This window comes from Gilvimarinus chinensis DSM 19667 (genome assembly GCF_000377745.1).
Classification (GTDB): domain Bacteria; phylum Pseudomonadota; class Gammaproteobacteria; order Pseudomonadales; family Cellvibrionaceae; genus Gilvimarinus; species Gilvimarinus chinensis.
In genome coordinates this window covers 999,119-1,017,232 of record NZ_KB898706.1, presented here as the reverse complement: position 1 = coordinate 1,017,232, position 18,114 = coordinate 999,119, and the positions used below count along the sequence as shown (strand labels likewise).

Annotated in this window: 16 protein-coding genes; 11 read left to right on the top strand and 5 right to left on the bottom strand. The window is 52.0% G+C overall.

The window, feature by feature from the left end:
• Positions 1 to 256: 256 nt before the first annotated feature.
• Positions 257 to 1,135 carry a ChbG/HpnK family deacetylase gene (locus tag D568_RS0104745; protein WP_020208433.1) on the top strand — a complete coding sequence of 293 codons (879 nt, stop codon included), beginning with the start codon at positions 257 to 259 and terminating at the stop codon, positions 1,133 to 1,135.
• Between the two features lie 10 nt (positions 1,136 to 1,145).
• Here D568_RS0104745 and apbC read toward each other — a convergent pair whose 3' ends face one another.
• Positions 1,146 to 2,234: an iron-sulfur cluster carrier protein ApbC gene (gene apbC, locus D568_RS0104740; protein ID WP_040516321.1), complete on the bottom strand. Its 1,089-nt coding sequence runs from the start codon at positions 2,232 to 2,234 to the stop codon at positions 1,146 to 1,148.
• Positions 2,235 to 2,463: 229 nt separating this feature from the next.
• On the opposite strand from apbC, the gene metG reads away from it, so the two are divergent.
• The 10 genes from metG to D568_RS0104690 all read left to right on the top strand — a co-directional run bounded on the left by metG (position 2,464) and on the right by D568_RS0104690 (position 13,914).
• A complete protein-coding gene (metG, locus tag D568_RS0104735) occupies positions 2,464 to 4,470 on the top strand; it encodes a methionine--tRNA ligase (protein WP_020208431.1) in 2,007 nt (668 codons plus the stop codon).
• Between the two features lie 192 nt (positions 4,471 to 4,662).
• The gene (gene rsxA / locus D568_RS0104730) at positions 4,663 to 5,238 is read left to right on the top strand and encodes an electron transport complex subunit RsxA (RefSeq protein WP_020208430.1); all 576 of its coding nucleotides are present in this window, start codon (positions 4,663 to 4,665) and stop codon (positions 5,236 to 5,238) included.
• 12 nt (positions 5,239 to 5,250) lie between these two features.
• Positions 5,251 to 5,886 carry an electron transport complex subunit RsxB gene (gene rsxB, locus D568_RS0104725; RefSeq protein WP_020208429.1) on the top strand — a complete coding sequence of 212 codons (636 nt, stop codon included), beginning with the start codon at positions 5,251 to 5,253 and terminating at the stop codon, positions 5,884 to 5,886.
• Complete coding sequence (rsxC, locus tag D568_RS0104720; RefSeq protein ID WP_020208428.1) at positions 5,886 to 8,420, top strand: electron transport complex subunit RsxC; 2,535 nt, start codon at positions 5,886 to 5,888, stop codon at positions 8,418 to 8,420. Before rsxB ends, rsxC begins: the two co-directional genes overlap by 1 nt.
• A 10-nt stretch (positions 8,421 to 8,430) precedes the next feature.
• Positions 8,431 to 9,483 (top strand): electron transport complex subunit RsxD, encoded by a 1,053-nt coding sequence (gene rsxD, locus D568_RS0104715; RefSeq protein WP_020208427.1) that lies wholly within the window; start codon positions 8,431 to 8,433, stop codon positions 9,481 to 9,483.
• Positions 9,483 to 10,133 (top strand): electron transport complex subunit RsxG, encoded by a 651-nt coding sequence (gene rsxG / locus D568_RS0104710; RefSeq protein ID WP_020208426.1) that lies wholly within the window; start codon positions 9,483 to 9,485, stop codon positions 10,131 to 10,133. The genes rsxD and rsxG overlap by 1 nt, the downstream gene beginning before the upstream one ends.
• Positions 10,123 to 10,839 carry an electron transport complex subunit E gene (locus tag D568_RS0104705; protein ID WP_020208425.1) on the top strand — a complete coding sequence of 239 codons (717 nt, stop codon included), beginning with the start codon at positions 10,123 to 10,125 and terminating at the stop codon, positions 10,837 to 10,839. The genes rsxG and D568_RS0104705 overlap by 11 nt, the downstream gene beginning before the upstream one ends.
• Positions 10,840 to 10,998: 159 nt before the next feature.
• Complete coding sequence (locus tag D568_RS0104700; RefSeq protein ID WP_020208424.1) at positions 10,999 to 11,838, top strand: mechanosensitive ion channel family protein; 840 nt, start codon at positions 10,999 to 11,001, stop codon at positions 11,836 to 11,838.
• A gap of 106 nt (positions 11,839 to 11,944) precedes the next feature.
• Positions 11,945 to 12,610: a response regulator transcription factor gene (locus D568_RS0104695; protein ID WP_020208423.1), complete on the top strand. Its 666-nt coding sequence runs from the start codon at positions 11,945 to 11,947 to the stop codon at positions 12,608 to 12,610.
• Entirely contained in the window at positions 12,607 to 13,914 is a 1,308-nt protein-coding gene (locus D568_RS0104690) for an ATP-binding protein (RefSeq protein ID WP_020208422.1), read from the top strand. The genes D568_RS0104695 and D568_RS0104690 overlap by 4 nt, the downstream gene beginning before the upstream one ends.
• An 86-nt stretch (positions 13,915 to 14,000) precedes the next feature.
• On the opposite strand, the gene D568_RS0104685 is transcribed toward D568_RS0104690, so the two are convergent.
• The 4 genes from D568_RS0104685 to D568_RS0104670 form a co-directional block, all read right to left on the bottom strand.
• A complete protein-coding gene (locus tag D568_RS0104685) occupies positions 14,001 to 14,435 on the bottom strand; it encodes a Spy/CpxP family protein refolding chaperone (RefSeq protein ID WP_020208421.1) in 435 nt (144 codons plus the stop codon).
• 85 nt (positions 14,436 to 14,520) lie between these two features.
• Positions 14,521 to 15,813, bottom strand: coding sequence for a DUF945 family protein (locus D568_RS0104680; protein WP_020208420.1), 1,293 nt, complete (start codon positions 15,811 to 15,813; stop codon positions 14,521 to 14,523).
• Between the two features lie 111 nt (positions 15,814 to 15,924).
• The gene (locus D568_RS0104675; RefSeq protein ID WP_020208419.1) at positions 15,925 to 16,749 is read right to left on the bottom strand and encodes a type 2 periplasmic-binding domain-containing protein; all 825 of its coding nucleotides are present in this window, start codon (positions 16,747 to 16,749) and stop codon (positions 15,925 to 15,927) included.
• Positions 16,750 to 17,185: 436 nt separating this feature from the next.
• Entirely contained in the window at positions 17,186 to 18,097 is a 912-nt protein-coding gene (locus tag D568_RS0104670) for an MBL fold metallo-hydrolase (RefSeq protein ID WP_026286853.1), read from the bottom strand.
• Positions 18,098 to 18,114: the final 17 nt, after the last annotated feature.

Genomic DNA, 18,114 nt, shown 5'->3' with positions numbered 1-18,114 from the left:
ACCCCTTTGGGCTAAAAATGGGCCAACAGCACGCAAAATGGCACATTTAAAAACACCGATATAGCACTTCCTAATTAACTCAAGACTTATAAATTTAAATTTATTCTTATTAATATTAACTATTGATTACATTAATTTTGCCAGTACTCGAGGGTGAAAGTGATCAACTTCACACACTGAACACCGGCCATTACTTTTGGTCAATCTGACAACGTTGTACCAAGGCTTAATGATAGATAAAAACAGGAGAATAATTATGTCTCGATTACGACTAACCATCGCCTTATTGTCATGCCTATGGCTGCTAACCGTGGCCCAGGCCAGCCTCGCCGCCCCGAAACAGCTGATTTTGCGAGTCGACGATATTGGTATGACTCACGCCACTAACCAGGGCTTACAAGATCTGGCCGATTTGGGGATACCCTTTGCCGCGTCGGTTATGTTTACCACCCCCTGGTATCAGGAGGGCGTTGAGATCCTCAAACAAAACCCGCAAATTTCAGTCGGTGTCCACCTGACCCTAAATGCCGAGTGGCGTCACTATCGCTGGGGGCCGATTGCTGGGCGCACCGAAGTCTCAAGCCTGATAAACGAAACCGGCTATTTTTACCCCTCCACCGCTGAATTTTTGGCGCAGAACGTCAACCTTGATGAAGTTCGTTTGGAACTGGAAGCGCAGATAAAACGCGCCCTCGCCACAGGTTTAAACATCGCCTATGTGGATTACCACATGAGAACCGCACTGGCCACGCCAGAATTAACGCAGGTGGTCACCGAGCTGGCCGAAAAGTATCAGTTGCGCATGTCTATGCGGATGGGCGAAGCGGTCATGACGATGTTTGATGTGCCTGTAGCGGAAAAACAAGAGCGCTTTTTTAAGCACCTGGAAAATGGGTTGGAAAGCGACAAAGTCAATGTTCTGGTCATTCATGCCGCCCGCAATCAACCGGAGATGCAGGCCTTAATAGACCTCAACAATCCCGTAATGAACACTGACGATCTGGAGCCGTTAGTGGCTCAGCACCGAGCCACAGAGCTACACATGCTGCTCTCCGAAGAAGCGAAACAGTGGTTTGAGTCAAACGAGGTGAGACTCATAAATTACCATCAGGTGGCCAATCCCTTTGCCAAATAAAAGCTGAAGGCTATGTCTCGATAACCGTTACCGGCTCAGCCTGGCGGTTGGCTTGCCACAAGCGCGCAGCCAATCGCCGGGCGATAGCGTAATACTCCAGGCTCTCAGCGCTGTCAGGATTGGCCGCTACCGAAGGCTCTCCGCCATCTGCCTGTTTGCGAATACTCAGCGATAACGGCAAAGCACCGAGCAGCGGCGTCTGGTAGCTCTCGGCAATCCGTGCACCGCCGCCCTCGCCAAATATATGCTCTTTATGACCACACTCAGAGCACACATGAATGGCCATGTTTTCCACCACGCCCAGCACCGGCACATTCACTTTGCGAAACATCTCGATGCCTTTTTGGGCATCCAACAGGGCGATATCCTGAGGTGTCGTAACCACCACCGCGCCCGTTACCGGTACACTTTGCGAGAGCGTTAAGGCGATATCGCCAGTGCCTGGCGGCATATCGATAATTAAGTAATCCACATCATCCCAACGGGTTTGTGTCAGTAGCTGCTTCAACGCGCCACTTACCATAGGCCCGCGCCAGACCATCGGGGTTTGCTCCGTCACCAAGTAGCCCATAGAAATGGTTTGTAAACCATGCGCTTCGATGGGAATCATTTGCTGCGCTTTGCCTTCGCCCACTATATTGGGGCGCTGCTGGCCCACCCCCAGCATTTGCGGCTGGCTGGGGCCGTAGATATCGGCATCCAATACCCCCACACGCGCGCCCTCGCCCGCCAGCGCTAAGGCAATGTTCGCAGCCGTTGTTGATTTACCCACACCGCCCTTACCAGAAGCAACAGCAATAATATTTTTGACCCCCGGAACGGCCATGGCGCTATTGGCTGCCGGGTGTGCATCCACATTCCAACCAAGATCAATATCAACCTCACTGACACCGTCTAGCGCCAGTAATGCGTCGCGAACGCGCTTGGCCAAGGTGTCGTCACGCCCGGCGGGGTACCCCAGCGTTAGCTCTACCGAAACCCGCTCACCCTCAAGGGACGCTCGACGCGGCACACCCAGCTCTGCCAAAGTTTGCTCAAGGTTAGGATCGGCAACCAAATCGAGGGCGGCGTTAACAGCTTGCAGGTCGGCGCTGGCCATAGGTTCTCTCTCGTTAATAAAGGGCATTTGAAAGTCATGGCATGATGGGGGCACACATTCCAATTACAAGTAACAGGCCTTACCCATACCGTGCTAAGCGATTGATTAGCCGTGCAAAAACGGCGCAAAAAAACTTGAAAAATGCTATAGTGCCGCACCATTTTTTACCTGCCCCATCGGGCTACGACAAAATTCGCGCTCACAAGGCGCCGCAACCGACAGGAAAGCTATGACCACTCGCCGTAAAATCATGGTAACCAGTGCCCTTCCCTATGCCAATGGTGAATTGCATCTGGGCCATTTGATGGAACAAATCCAAACGGACATCTGGGTGCGATTTCAAAAGCTTCGCGGCCACGAGTGTCATTACTTTTGCGCCGATGACGCCCATGGCACCGCCATTACTCTAAAAGCGGAAGAACAGGGCATCAGCCCCGAACAGCATATTGAGAATATGCACGCGGCACACAAAGCAGTATCGGAAGGGTTTTTGATCGGGCACGATAATTACTACTCCACCCACTCGCCCGAAAACCGTGAGCTGGCCGAGATGATCTACCAGCGCCTGGACGCCAATGGTCATATCGCCAAGCGCTCGATCACCCAGGCGTTTGACCCGGAAAAAGAGCTGTTTCTGGCAGACCGCTACATCAAAGGTGCCTGCCCCAAGTGTAAAACCGAAGATCAGTACGGCGATAACTGTGAGGCCTGCGGCGCTACTTACAGCCCGATGGAGCTGATCAACCCGGTTTCGGTATTGACCGGCGCCACCCCTGTGCCCAAAGAATCCGAGCACTATTTCTTTAAGCTGCCCGAATTCGCCGACTTTTTAAAGCAGTGGACCCGCGCCGGCCACCTGCAAGACGAGGTCGCCAATAAGGTGGCTGAATGGCTTGACGCCGATTTGCAGGAATGGGATATCTCCCGCGATGCACCCTACTTTGGTTTTGAAATTCCGGGCGCACCGGGCAAATACTTTTACGTCTGGCTGGACGCACCTATCGGCTATATCGCCAGTTTGAAGAACTACGCCGACCAAAACGGTATCGACTGGCAAGAGTACTGGAGCCCCGACTCTACCGCCGAGGTGCATCACTTTATCGGCAAAGACATTGTCAATTTCCACGCCCTGTTCTGGCCCGCCATGCTCCACTCGGCCGAACTGCGCACCCCCACCAAGGTGAATGTGCACGGCTTTGTCACGGTCAATGGCAAAAAAATGTCCAAATCCCGGGGCACCTTTATTAATGGCCAAACCTATCTGGCCCATCTGGACCCGGAGTATTTGCGCTATTACTTTGCCGCCAAGCTGACCAGCGCGGTGGATGACTTGGATTTAAACCTGGACGACTTTATCGCCCGGGTTAATTCCGACTTGGTGGGCAAGGTGGTCAACATTGCCAGCCGCACCGCCAAATTTATCGCCAAAGCAGGCGGTGAGATGAGCGCCGCCCCGGCCGATGCCGAACTGTGGCAGAAATTCACCACCGCCGAGCCCGCCATCGCCGAGCACTACGAGCAGCGCAACTTCGGTAAAGCCATGCGCGAAATCATGGCCCTGGCCGATGCAGCCAATGAGTACATCGCCGCCGCCGAGCCCTGGAAAATGGCCAAAGAAGAAGGCCGCGAACAGGAAGTCATTGACGTGTGCAGCCAGGGCATCAATATGTTCCGCGCCATTATGACTTTCTTAAAACCGGTCACCCCGCTGTTGGCCGAGCGCGCTGAAGCCTTTTTGGGCGAGCCTCTCAGTTGGAGTGAGCCACTGGGTTATCGTGGCGGCGCCATCAATAAATTCAAACCGTTGCTGCAGCGTATTGAAAAAGACAAGGTAGACGCCATGATCGAAGCCAGTAAAGAAGAAGCCGCCCCCAAGGCCACCGGGCCTCTGGCGGACGAGCCGATTTGCGACGAAATTGAATTTGGCGACTTTGCCAAGGTCGACCTGCGGGTCGCTCGCATCGCCAAGGCCGCCCACGTAGAGGGTGCCGACAAACTGCTGCAATTGACCCTGGATTTGGGCGGCGAAACGCGCAATGTATTTTCGGGCATTAAGTCTGCTTACAACCCAGAAGACCTGGAAGGCCGTCTGACGGTTATGGTCGCCAACCTCAAGCCGCGTAAAATGAAGTTTGGCATGTCTGAGGGGATGGTGCTGGCGGCGGGGCCTGGCGGCTCCGAGATTTACCTGCTGGAACCCGACGCCGGTGCCCTGCCAGGGCAGCGGGTAATGTAGAAGGCTGGTAACAGCGCTGGGAGTAAAAAGCACGATATTGACGCCCCACTCCCAACGCTCCGTTATCCGTTCATAAGCATATACCCAATCAACCTAATTGATACTCGTTTTTATATTGAACCCGCGCGGGTGCTTTAGCGATAATGCGCCCTCGCGTACTGGCTGATATTTCGGCCTATTAGAGGTGACAACATGACCGATTTAGCGGTTATTTTGCTCAGCACAATTTTGGTAAACAACTTTGTATTGGTTCAGTTTCTGGGCCTGTGCCCGTTTATGGGCGTATCCAACAAACTGGAAACGGCCATTGGCATGGCCAGTGCTACCACCTTTGTGCTGACCTTGGCCTCTATATGCAGTTATTTAGTCGCCACTTGGGTACTGCAACCACTGGGCCTGGAGTACATGCGCACCATCAGCTTTATTCTGGTGATTGCCGTGGTAGTGCAGCTGGCGAAAATGTTTATCGAAAAAACCAGTCCCTTGCTGTACCGAGTATTGGGTGTGTTTTTGCCGTTGATCACTACCAACTGCGCCGTGCTAGGTGTTGCACTGCAAAATACGCAAAAAGCACACAACTTTGTCGAATCAACCCTGTTTGGCTTTGGTGCCGCACTGGGCTTTTCGCTGGTGTTAGTTTTATTTTCCGCCATGCGCGAGCGCTTGGCGGTGGCCGATGTGCCCACGCCGTTTAAAGGGGCCGCCATCGGTATGATTACCGCCGGTCTTATGTCGCTGGCCTTTATGGGCTTTGGCGGACTGGTTTAAACAGGCAGGATTATGTTGGAAACCATTGCACAACACCCCATTGCCGCCGCATTGCTTGCCCTAATTGGGTTGGCACTGGTCTTCGGTGCGCTGCTGGGTTTTGCCGCCGTCCGCTTTAAAGTGGAGGGGGACCCTATTGTCGAACAGATCGACAACCTGCTGCCGCAAACCCAATGTGGCCAGTGCGGCTACCCCGGCTGCCGCCCTTACGCGCAGGCAATTGCCAACGGCGACGCCATTAACAAATGCCCCCCGGGCGGCCAAACCACCATTAACGAACTGGCCGATTTGCTGGACGTGGAAGCCCCGACCCTTGACGAAGAACACGGCGAAGAAGCCGATGTGCCCACCGTGGCGTTTATTCGCGAAGACGAGTGCATCGGCTGCACCAAATGCATTCAGGCCTGCCCCATGGACGCGATTTTGGGCGCGGCCAAGCAGATGCACACCGTGATTGCCGACGAGTGCACCGGTTGCGATCTGTGCGTCGAGCCCTGCCCTGTGGATTGCATTGATATGATTCCGGTGTCCACCACCATTAAAGACTGGAAGTGGGAATTGCCCGCCGCCAGCCACGAGCAAGCCGCCAACCTAATTGCCACCGATCGTGGTCGCGGCCAGATCCAACAAAGCGGTGAAGCAGCCTGATGGAGTTAATTAAGGTCTGGGACATCCCGGGCGGCGTACACCCGCCGGAAAACAAGCATCAGTCTATGGCCGAGCCGCTGGGGTATATCGATATTCCACCCCAGCTGATTTTGCCTGTCAGCCAGCATATTGGCGCGCCCGCTAAACCCATCGTAAGCGTGGGTCAAAAAGTGCTGGGGGGTGAAGTCGTAGCCGAAGCCGACGGTGTATTCAGCGCCAATGTGCACGCACCTACCTCGGGCACCATTGCGGCAATCGTTGAGCACCTAGTGCCCCACCCGTCGGGCATGCGCGACACCTGCGTCATTATTGATACCGACGGTAAAGACGAGTGGGTTGCTCTATCGCCCTGGGAGGATTTCGCCGAGCGAGATCACGACGATATCATCAAGCGCATCCGTGACTGCGGTATTGCGGGTCTTGGCGGCGCGGGTTTTCCGTCAGCGGTTAAGTTAAACCCACGCGCCAACCACACCATTGATACCTTAATTATCAACGGCACAGAGTGTGAGCCCTATATTACCGCCGACGACATGCTAATGCGCGAACGCGCCGAGGACATAGTCGCCGGAACGCAAATCCTCGCGCGCCTGCTGCACAACCCCGCCAAGGTCATTATCGGTATCGAGGATAACAAACCCGAGGCTATTGAGCGCGTGCGCAAAGCGGCTGAAGGCACTGATATTCTGGTGGTGAGCTTTCCCACCAAATACCCATCGGGCGGTGAAAAGCAGCTGATTCAAATTTTAACCGGGCGTGAAGTGCCCTCGGGCCAGATTCCCGCCACCATTGGCGTGGTGTGCCAGAACGTAGGCACCACCGCCGCCATTTACCGCGCGCTGCGCTACGGCGAGCCTTTGGTAAAACGCATTACCACCGTGGTGGGCGAGGCCCTAGAGCAACAGCGCAACATTGAAGTGCTGCTGGGAACGCCAGTGCATTATGTGCTGGACAAGCACGGATTTAATGACAAGAAAGCCTCGCGCCTGGTGATGGGTGGCCCGATGATGGGCTTTGCCCTGCCCGATACCAGCGTGCCAGTGGTGAAAACCACCAACTGCCTGCTGGCCCCCAGCAAAAAAGAGCTGCCGCCACCTGAGCCCGCCATGGCCTGCATTCGCTGCGGTATGTGTGCCGAGGCCTGCCCGGCCGAATTGCTGCCGCAGCAACTGTTCTGGTACGCCCAGGCCGAAGATCTGGAAAAGCTGGAAACTCACAACCTGTTCGATTGCATCGAATGCGGCGCCTGCTCTTACGTCTGCCCCAGCCATATTCCGCTGGTACAGTACTATCGCGCGGCCAAGGGTGAGATTCGTCAGCACCGCATTGACAAAGAAAAATCGGACCGCTCGCGCCGCCGCTTTGAATTCCGCCAGGAACGCATCGCCAAAGAAGAGGCGGAAAAAGAAGCCAAGCGCTTAGCGCGCAAAAAGGCCGCCGAAGAGGCGAAGAAAAAGCTGGCCGAACAGAAAGCGGCCGCGCCCGCCGAAGCATCAGCAGCACAAGCACCCGCTTCAGCTGTGGACGCTGACAAACAAAAAGCCAAACTCGAGCGCTTGCTGGCTTCAGCGCAAGAAAGCCTGAAAAAAGCCAGAGAGCCACTTGCCGATGACGCCACCGACGAACAGCGTGAAAAACAAGCGGCGCGCATCAAACAAGCGGAGCTAAAAGTTAGCGAAGCGCAGAAAAAACTCAATGAGTCTCACCCTGGTGAGGGCACCTCTGCTGGCAACGACCCGGTGGCGGCTGCCATTGAGCGGGCCAAAGCCAAACAGACCATGGACCCGGCAGATAAATTACGCGCCTCCATCGAGTCGCTGCAAAAGCGCCTCGAAAAGGCCGAGCAAAAAGCGGCCGATGCCGAGCGCGACAAACCGGACATGGCCGACGCGCTGAAGCAAGGCGCTATTAAGCTGCAAGAGAAAATTGCCGCCGCCAAACAAGAGCTGGCAGATCTCGCCCCACCCAAATCTGCACCCTCACAGTCACACAGTGAGAAACCCGTCTCGGCGAGCACCGACGCTGCGCAAGCGGCTATTGAACGGGCAAAAGCGAAAATGAGCATGGCGCCCGATGAAAAACTTCGCAGCTCTTTAGAGTCACTCTATAAACGTCTGGAAAAAGCCGAACAAAAAGCCGCCACGGCCCAACAAGAAGGTTCGGACAAAGCTGAGGCCCTGCAGCAGGGCGTGGACAAACTGAAAGAGAAGATCACCAGTACCCAGAAAGAACTGGCTGAACTGACTCCCACCACTGTAGCCGAAGAAACACCTCAAGACCCGGCCACCTCGGACGCCGCCAGCCTGGCGATCGAAAAAGCCAAGGCTAAAGCCGCCGCCATGGCTACCATGAGCGTTGCCGACAAGCTGCGCAATCAAGTGGACTCATTGGAAGCACGCTTAGAGAAAGCCCGCTCGAAACTGGCGCAAGCCGAGCAAGATAATGACGACAATCTGGACGCCTTTAAAACAGGTGTTAGTAAACTGGAAGATAAACTGGCCGCTACCCGCGAGCAGTTGGCCGAGCACGAGTAGGTAACACCCTATGGCACTGACACGCATCACCTCACCCCATACCCACCGGGCTCTTGGCACCGGTGCGGTGATGCGCAATGTCGTTCTTGCGACCCTGCCGGGCCTTGCCGTGCTCACTTACTTTTTTGGCCTGGGAACCCTGCATAATGTACTGCTAGCCAGTGCCGCCGCCCTCGGGTTTGAAGCGGCAGTGATGAAATTACGCAGCCGCCCGGTTTGGTTTTATCTACGCGATTGCAGCGCCCTGGTGACTGGCGTTTTATTAGGGCTTGCCCTGCCCCCCTACTGCCCCTGGTGGCTGGTGGTACTGGGCAGCGCGGTGGCGATTATTCTCGCTAAACAACTCTATGGCGGGATGGGTTTTAACCCGTTTAACCCCGCCATGGTTGCCTATGTGGTGCTTCTTATTTCCTTCCCACTGCAGATGAGCCAGTGGGCAGCGCCCCAGGACATTGGCGGCCAGACGCCAGGCGTAATCGAGGCATTGAAACTAATCTGGCTGGGCTCTCCTATTGATGGTTACACCGCCGCCACCCCACTTGATACCGTGAAACAGAACTCCAGCCTGATGCTGGATGCTTTGTACTTGCAAGATCCGGTATTAAGCGCGGGGCAATTTGTGGGTGCCGGCTGGGAATGGGCCAATGTGGCCTTTTTGCTGGGTGGGCTTTACCTGCTGTACCGCCGTATCTTTACCTGGCACGCACCTGCGGCCATGCTGGCGTCACTCTCGCTGATGGCTTTTTTGTTTTACGACGGCGGCAGCTCGCAAAGCGGCGGCTCAGTGCTGTTTCATTTATTCTCGGGCGCGACCATGCTCGGGGCGTTTTTTATTGTCACCGACCCTGTCAGTTCGGCGGTGAGTACCCGTGGACGTTTAATTTACGGCGCGGCGATTGGTGTTCTCGTGTATGTCATTCGCATCTGGGGTAACTACCCTGACGGTGTCGCCTTCGCGGTTCTACTGCTGAATTTTGCCGCACCGTTTATCGACTACTACACTCTGCCTCGCACTTACGGCCACAAAAAAAGTGAACGGGCAACCCGCAAGGTGGATCAGTAATGCTGGGGAAATCGATCAGTAAAAACAGCTTGCTGCTGGGTCTTTTCGCACTGGTAACAGCCGGGGTATTGGCCGTTACCAACGTGAGTACTCGCGATCGTATCACCGAAGCCGAGCGCGCTGCCGCGGAAAAAGCTTTATACGAGTTAGTGCCGGCCTCGCGCGTCGACAACGACTTATTAACCGACACCCTGCCCACGCCCGCAGCCATGTTGCCCGCGCTGGGCTTGGATACACCTGAGTCGATTCATCGCGCCCGCAAAGACGGACGGGTTATTGCCGTAATTGTGCCCGCCGTCGCGCCCGATGGCTACAGTGGTGACATTCGCCTGATTGTTGGCGTGAACCGCGATGGCAGCGTCGCCGGGGTACGCGCTCTGGCCCATAAAGAAACTCCGGGCCTGGGAGATAAAGTCGATACCACAAAAAGCGATTGGATCTACAGCTTTAATGATAAAAGCCTTGGCAACCCCGATACCGAAAAGTGGAAAGTGAAAAAAGATGGCGGTGTGTTCGATCAGTTTACCGGCGCCACCATTACCCCGCGCGCCGTTACCGGCCAGGTAAAACGGGTATTGCAACAGGTAGCCGAACACCGCACCCTATTGTTTGAACTTCCAGCCGATGCAGGAGACAGCAATGGCCGATAACAGCCAATGGCAGGAAATTACCCAGAAAGGACTCTGGAGCAACAACCCGGCACTCGTGCAGCTACTGGGGTTATGCCCCCTGCTGGCCGTTTCGGGCTCAGTGGTCAATGCTCTGGGCCTTGGGCTGGCAACCATGCTTGTATTGGTCAGCTCAAACATTGCGGTATCACTCATTCGCAAATCCGTCAGCGATGCCGTGCGCCTGCCGGCGTTTGTGATGATTATCGCCTCGCTCACCACCTGCATTGAGCTGTTAATGCAGGCATTTACTTACGAGCTTTACACCATTCTCGGCATTTTTATTCCTCTTATCGTGACCAACTGTGCCATTCTCGGTCGCGCCGACGCCTTCGCCAGTAAAAACCCGGTATTGCCTGCCGCGTGGGACGGCTTAATGATGGGGTTGGGCTTTACACTGGTATTGGTAACGCTAGGGGCTATTCGGGAAATTTTGGGTTCAGGCACACTGTTTGCGAATATGCACTTACTGTTTGGCGAAAATGCACGGGGCTGGACTCTGACCTTATTTGCCGACTACCCCGGCTTTTTAGTGGCTATTTTACCGCCCGGCGCTTTTATCATTACCGGCTTTTTAATCGCCTTGAAGAACGTCGTGGATAAAAACCTTGAGGCCCGCGCAGCCGCGCAGAAAGAAAAGCCTGCAAAAGGCAGCAAACGTGTGAGAACCACAGGCAAGATTGCCTGAGCTAAATCCAGCTTATTCACCTGACACCCACGGGCGGCGCATCGCGCTTGCGCTGCCCGGCAATAGCCGCAATAATCACTATTCTCCGACCTGTGAGGTCTACCATACGATCCGTGCCACCCCCCGCGTGCTCGGTCCAGAAAAAATGAGGGATGCATTATGTTCGATTTTAGCCAAGACGAGATGAACGAATTTGCCCAGAATCATGTGATTCCCTGGGGTATCAATATCGTCACCGCGCTACTGATTTTCATTGTCGGTAAAATAGTCGTCAAGATTTTAGTCGGAATTATTGGCAAACTGCTAAAGCGCACCAATCTGGATAACATCTTAGTTGAGTTTATTCAGGCAATCGCCAACGCGCTGCTGCTGATTGTGGTTATTATTGCCGCACTGGATCAGCTTGGCGTTGATACCACCTCTCTTATCGCATTAATCGGTGCCGCTGGTCTGGCTATTGGTTTGGCCTTGCAAGGATCATTGCAAAACTTTGCCTCTGGTTTTTTACTGTTGGTGTTTCGCCCCTTTACTGCTGGCGATTACATTGAGGCCGGAGGAACCGCAGGCGTAGTGAAAACCATTGGCATATTTACCACCACGCTCAACAGCCCAGACAACAAAGAGATTATCGTACCCAACGGTGCCATCTACTCGGGCAACATCACCAACTACTCTGCTCTGCCTACACGTCGCGTTGACTTGGTTTTTGGTATCAGCTATGACGATGACATTAAAAAAGCCAAAGAAATCATGGAGCGCGTAGTAAAAGCCGATGGCCGTGTATTGGCCGATCCTGCACCACAAATCGCTGTAAGTGAGCTGGCAGATTCCAGCGTGAACTTTGTGGTCCGCCCGTGGGTTAACAGCGCCGATTATTGGGGCGTTAAATTCGATTTAACCGAAAACATCAAACTGGCCTTTGACGAGAACGGTATATCTATTCCCTTCCCCCAGATGGATGTACACATGGACAAGCCAGCCAACGATCAGGTGGCATAACACAAACGACAAAGGGGCTACGGCCCCTTTTTTTATGCTCAGTAAGCTACAGGTAAACTAAGGTAAACCATCGTGTTTTCACGGCTAAAAGCAATAAAATAAAAGTATGACACACATCCAAATTATCGATGACGACAAAGACTTAGGCGAACTTTTGCAAGAGTACCTTAGCCAACATGGGTACGAGGTAGCATGCAGTCATGATGGTCGTGAGGGTTTAGAAGCGGTTTTAACGAAAAAACCAGACTTGGTCTTGCTGGATGTCATGATGCCTGAATTAAACGGCTTTGATGTGCTAAAACAGTTACGCCAAAAATCCCATGTTCCCGTTCTGATGCTGACAGCGCGAGGCGATGAAATAGATCGCGTGCTGGGGTTAGAGCTGGGGGCAGATGACTATGTTGCCAAGCCTTTTTCTCATCGTGAGTTGGTGGCTCGTATCCAGGCCATTTTACGCAGGCTGAATCCACCACAAAATGATAACAGCACCCTACAGTTAACGCCCGAGCGCCTAGAGGCCAGCTTTTACGGTGAGCCACTAGATTTAACCGCTGCCGAGTTTCGCGTGCTATCGGTTCTGTACGAAACCCCGGGGGAAATCGTATCAAAAGACGACATTTGCCAGCAGGCGTTTGGCCGCCGACTGCAACAGTTTGATCGTCATATCGATATTCATATTTCCCATATTCGCAAAAAAATGGCCGATATTAATCCTACCGACACCATCAAAACTGTACGGGGCTCTGGTTATCAACTCTTGGTTAACCCATGAGAATAAGGGATTTTCTGACGGGGTTTGCAGGTCGACTTTTTCTGTGGTTCTGGCTTTCCTTAACGCTCGTTCTAGTAGCAAATTTTTTTCTTGGGCGTTACCTTGAAGAGCGAATCGAGCCACGGCCTCTGCTGGAAAGAGAGAAAGATCAGTTCACAAAGCTGCAACACCTGTTAGATAAACGCGACTACACAAGTATTGACCGACTACGTCGTAGTCGCGCGGGCAAAGATCTTATCCTCCTTGACCCCAATGATAAAAAACCCTTTCCCGACCGACGACTGTATTGGCGTCTTCGCCCACTGCTTGAAGCTCCAAACCTCAGTGCAATGGAGATTCGCCCAGGCCTGGTAGCACTTGGTCCATTTGATATTAGTACAGCAGAAGGCAGCGTAACCGCTATTTGGCTAATGCCGCCTCGAGCAGTGCCCCCTTGGAAACAAATATTACACGACTCACCCCATTGGCGTTTATTGACATCCTCAATACTGGTACTAGCGTTATCGCTTATTCTGGCGCGCTGGCTTAGTCGCCCTGTTCGCCAGCTAAGTCGTGCGGCACGTCGGCTAGGTGATGGTGACTTAAGTGTAAGAGTTGCCCCCATCAAAGGTGAACTGGGTGAGTTAGGGCAGGAATTTAACGACATGGCCGAGAAACTCAATATGGCCATGACCAACCAACAGAGACTGTTAGCCGACGTGTCTCACGAATTACGCTCGCCACTTACTCGGTTAAAACTGGCGGCGGGTTTATTGGCAGATCAACAAGAAAACTCTTACACCAGCCGCATTGAAAAAGAGTGCGACACGCTTGAACATTTAATCGAACAAGTACTCACTTTGGCCCGCTTAGAGGGTTCCGCTTACCAGGAGGATTTCTCTCCCGCCAACCTGTCAGAGCTGGTTCAATCTGCGGTGGAAGACTGGCGTTTTCAAATGCCCGATAAGAAACTCAATTATCAAGGCCCAGACCAGTTGAGCTGCCGTGCAAAACCACGTTTAATTCAGCGTATTCTCGATAACCTGTTGGCAAACGCCACACGCTATGCTGAGGCTGTTCAACTGACTCTAACGGGTGACGCCCATCACTGGCAGTTAACAGTAGAGGACAATGGACCTGGCGTACCCGAAGAGCAGCTCGGCAAGTTATTTGAACCTTTTTTCAGGGGCGATAGCGCAAGACCCCATGGCGGGAACATTGGGCTAGGCCTTGCCATTGTACAAGCAGCGGCGCAAGCACAGCGTCTGCATATTCGTGTAGAACACTCAACACTTGGCGGCTTGAAGTTTACCCTTCACAATTAAACTGACAGGGTGTGTTATTACAACCAATAACAGGCGAAAAAAATGGCGCTTTTGCGCCATTTTTTTTACAGCCCTAACCAACGCTATTAACGTCGCTTATCTTTTGCACGCTTTTTTCCTCGCTCTTTCATTTGTTCTAAAAGTGCTTTTTGCTCATCGCTAAGCACTTGGCCAATGTCATGGCGCAGCTTTAACTCAGCGACCTTTTGCTCCACGCCCTGCTCAAGTAAAGAACGTGCCGCTGCCTCATCGAAATCATCAGCGTCAACAATGGCTTGCATAGCTTCACGCTGTGACTTTCGGGTTTCTTTATCTTGTGGAAACACCGCCTGATGATTTTCCACCAACACCTGGATTTGGCTACGCTGCTCATCCGTCAGAGCAATTTTTTCAGCCATTCGTTCATGCAGTAAAAAAGTGTATTCGGGGCCATGCTTTGGACGCTCACCACGCTCCGCGTGTACCGCAAAGGGGGTGGCCACGACTGCGCAAAGAACTAAAGTAGAAACAAGTTTTTTCATTGGTTTATCTCCTGTCATTAAGGACAGTCTCAGAATAACCCAACCATTGAAAACCTCTGTCGCAATGCGTAAACAAATGAAAACCCTACCAATAACCCTCTGGCAACAACGCAGTGAGGGGGACCAGCTGCCCATTCACCTTTAAATCGCCATTATCTAATGTTGCCTTCATGACATAATTGGGGGGGGCAAGGTGCATATAAGTGGCTATCAGCTCTGCCATAAAGAAAAATAGAGGAGAACGAGTCAATACCTCTTCAGCCACTACCACCTCTCCATGTCCTTTTAAGAGTTTTATGAGATCGTAAGGGGTTGATGACTGCATTGAGGACGTGATGGGCACCTGCTGTGACGTCAGCTTGGCGCTGGCGGCCACATTTCCACGGGCCAGTGTCACCGCCATATCGAACTCTGCTTCTGCATCTGGGTGCAACAATAAACGAGCAGCCTTTAGTGCTTGAGCTTGCAATTGTGCTTTCGGAAGAGCGTTTGCAGCGTCGGATGAAAACGCGGCCCAGGCTCGAATCGCATCAAGCTTGACCTGGCGTAAGGAAAAAGCCAAAGACAGCTGTGTGAAGTTAATAAAACTTTCAGCATCAAGTAGGTTTAGCTCTACACGAGTATCAACTTTCTCGTTAACCAGCTTCTGCATTTGCAGATATTCAATACCCTGAAGCCGGGCTTTATAAGGCCCATCGACCACAACCTCAGCCACGTTCAGATTGATATTGGTCAGGGGAATATCCTCAGCAACAAAGCTCACTTCGGCCGTTAACAATGAGGGTGAAATTGCCACATCCACATCATCCCACTCGGCTTTAAATGCACCAAGGCTCATTCGTTGCTGGGCATCCAAGGAGTTAAACGTACCGTCCATACGTATATGTGATGGCTCCATGCGCAGTGATATGCCTGATTCATGGTAATGAATAAGAGGTATGTGCCAATCAAACTGATAAGCCCCATTAAACTGACCCCATAAATTCAGCGGCCCCAAACCTTGAGCAAAAGCGCGCTCGAACCTCTGTTGGTGCCCGGCATTTTTCAACTCTGGCTCTAAGGTACCGGTAGCGTAGAACCAACCCGGTTTAAACCCCTCAGCAAAAGTGAAGGGACCGTGCCAAAGCACAATATCAGCACCTAGCCGATCAGCCAGCGGCTGCGCCTCAGTTGCTTCATCCACCACCACTTTCAACTGACTCTTAAAAAAGCCCCGTTGATATTCACTTAAGGAAAGACGCAACTGATCCGCCCCAGCTTGTGTATTGTAAAGCGTCAGTTGCTGCTTAATGCTCCGTTCGGCCTCAATACCAGCATAAAAAGTCAGTAACAGATAGCTGCTTACGACCAGCAAAAATAATAAAATCCACTTTTTCATATTGATGTTTACCCGAAGAAATTCCGTGACGGTTAAAGAGTACTAATGCGATTTCAGTAAAGCACAAACTTCGCGCTTTACTGAAATATAGCCTGAGATCAGCGGTACAAACTACTCTGTGTTTGAAGGCATAAACAGTGGCTTATCCAACCCCAATGTAAGTTCAGACTGAGGGTGCTCTAGCACAATCACCTTGTGTGTACCCTTGCGTAGCCGGGCCAAGGTACTTGCGAAATGTTGCTGAAACAATTCTTCCAATTTACCAGAGCTTTGTAGCAATGCCATCCCTGCCTGCAGCTTTTTCGCCAACTGCGGCGCATTACCACTGACATAAAAAATCAATGGCTGAGGATAATAAACCACCAGATTGGGGAGAACTACGAGCGCTTGGCTGAACCCACTGCCAGCAAGAACAGGCTCAGCTTCTATAATCGCCAGAGCCAAAGCATCAAAGCGCCCTCTCGCGAGCATGCCAAGCAAAACACCATACCGGCCACTGTCATCTACAGGCACCTGGTTAAACTCATACACTTGCACATCAAGCCAGCCACTTCCCTGACCTATTGTAAGCTGCTGCAACTGCGCCAAGGTGGTAATACGTTTATAGTTATCAAAGTTATCGCGTTTAATTAACAGCTGACGATACCCAAGTAATCCATTTAGCACCGGTACTGGAAGCGCTATCAACTGTCCGCCAGATACAAGCTCGTCAACTCGATACCCCGACGCGTAAACATTGACCAACTCTCCCCGAGCCACCTCTTGACGCCCCCGCAAGCTACCCAACGATCGCTTAACCAAATTCACTTGCACCACATCACTCGATTGACTTTCTTCTAATGCGGCACGCAGAACGGCCAATTCATAATCAACCCGTCCAGGGACACCTCCCCAGTAATTGAGCTCAAGCGCCATGGCATTTAAAGAGATCGACATTGAAAGCAGGAAAATCAACCGATGCACACTACTTTTAACCCTATATTTTTCAAACACGTAACGTTACATCACCTTATTCAGCACCCTCTACAGCGCCTGGAGCCCCCTTAAAGCATTGGCTTCAATACACAAACACTTAAAGCCAGAGGTAAACATTGTAGATGCTCATTTACATCAACCTCTGCCTGCGACTGTATCAGACTAAAACACTAAAAGCGTGTATCAAAGGGGGATCTTTTAACAGGAATAATACGAGCAAAATACTCTGCTTGGGAGACGTATAAAGCTATCAAAATTATGGTAGGTAAAGTAGCAGCCTAAGTGAAAGTAATGGCCATCTATTTGGCTTAAATTGAACTCCCACCCAGGCTAAAAGAAAAGCCTCTGTCTTATGCTTAATATTCACCACCCCGCACATTTTACGGGATAGTGAAACTCAATGATGGTGATGCTCCCCATGCTGATGGGAGCCGTCCCCGTGCATATGTAAATCACGATGTAGTTGTCTGGTCATTTTTTCCGTCGTAATGAAATCCCAGCTCCAATCATTGTGATAATCCGCTAACGGATTAGCTGCAACAATTTCTTCTTCCTTTTTACCGTTCATAATCATCTTCGCCACTCGTTGTCTCGCATCGATGAGCATTTCATGACTACGGATGAGGTCCCCCCGGCGGGCCAAGGGACCATGGCCAGGTACAATGATGGTTTGCTCATCAGCAAGCTCTAACACACGCATTTGAGCGTCCAGATACCCCTGGACTGACCCACCATTATCCAGATCAATAAAAGGAAACAAGCCGTTAAATAGAATGTCACCCACATGCAGGACATTTGCATCGGGGAAATAGATGATTGAATCACCATCGGTGTGAGCACGAGCCACATGCATTACCTGGGCGCGCTGGCCATTAAGATAAAGTGACACCTCATCGGTAAACGTCAGTAATGGAAGGGATTGAGGATCTCTTTCTTCGTCTTGGGCCATCCGCTCACGAACATTTTTATGACCGATAATATTGGCACCCGTAGACGCAAAGCTCAGATTATTGCCTGTATGGTCATTATGAAGATGGGTATTAATTAAAAACGTTACTTCCTGATCCGTTACTTTTTTTATCGCTTCTCGTAACTTTCCTAACAGCGGTGCAACAGAGTCATCAATCATAACTGTGCCATCGTCACCAGTACTGATTAATACATTACCCCCAGCAAACCCACCTACGCCTGAAATGACGTATAAACCTTTGCCGACTTCGTTGGTTTTAAAATTTACTTCATCTTGCGCGCTGGCCAACAGAGCTAACGCGCCAGACATAATTATCCCGATCAATCCTATTCGCTTCATGCATCCTCCTAGTTATG